We start from the raw sequence: 998 nt of genomic DNA, 5'->3' as shown, positions 1-998 counted from the left end.
GCGGGCGTGGCGTTCGCGGTTGGAGGTGATGGGGTTGGCTTCGCAACCGAATCCTACGCCGCATCAGCGCTTTACCCCTCAGGCGCACTCTTACGAATAAGACGGGTTAGCTCCGTTTTTGAACTAGCTCGAAAGGAATGGGGATACACCGCTCTTCCAAATCCCTTGATCGGAATTAAGAAGCCGAAGGATCCGGAAGGACGGGATCGAAGATTGAGAGTCGGCGAGTTGGAAGCGCTTATGAAGGCATGCAGAGACAAAACAAGCGGTTTATGGCTTAGGCAGGCTATCCAACTGGCTATTGAGACCGCCTTGAGGCGCGGTGAATTATTGGGAATACGCTGGAGCGACGTCGACTTTAATGGCTGTTTGCTGCACGTTCCATTCACCAAAACAGGCAAATCGCGAACCATCCCGCTAACGGAACGTGCCGTGGACATATTGCAAGAGCTCAAAGCATCTTCGACAAATGCGGACATTGCATTTCCAATAAGCCCCAACGGATTCCGACTTGCTTGGGAGCGATGCAAACGACGCGCACAAAAAGCGGGCTGTCCCAGCATTTCAGAACTTCGGTTTCACGATTTGCGACACGAAGCTGTTAGTCGGTTTTTCGAAATGGGGCTCAATACTGTAGAAGTTGCCCTGATCAGTGGACACCGTGACCTACGAATGCTGTTTCGGTACACTCATCTAAGAGCTGAGGATGTGGGTGTAAAAATGCGTTCAAATCCTCGCTGATGCCTTAGGGGATTGCTCAATCTCCGAAGTCCTTCAATGAAAAGAGAGATAGATGAGCGATGAAGAAGAGCCGATCATCCTAATGTCGCGCGAGCAATCAACGATGCTGTTAACTTGGGACGAAATGCTCTGCTTGACCAAGCGCGCGACGAGCTATGGCTGATTTTGGGTGACGCGGCCTGATCAGGCGGCGTGGCTTTCAGTGTTCGGAATGACTTCGATTCCGTCGATGAACTTTACACCGGCGATGACTTTCG

1 protein-coding gene is annotated in these 998 nt (G+C 51.5%); it reads left to right on the top strand.

All coding sequences use genetic code 11. The annotated features are described in order from the left end of the window. The coding region (locus QJT78_RS51575; protein WP_281460897.1) for a site-specific integrase at window positions 1–741 on the top strand (741 nt) is incomplete at its 5' end. Window positions 742–998: the final 257 nt, after the last annotated feature.

It is taken from the genome of Bradyrhizobium sp. Mp27, assembly GCF_029953005.1.
Classification (GTDB): Bacteria; Pseudomonadota; Alphaproteobacteria; order Rhizobiales; family Xanthobacteraceae; genus Bradyrhizobium; species Bradyrhizobium barranii.
This window is presented reverse-complemented; position numbering and strand designations above follow the sequence as displayed.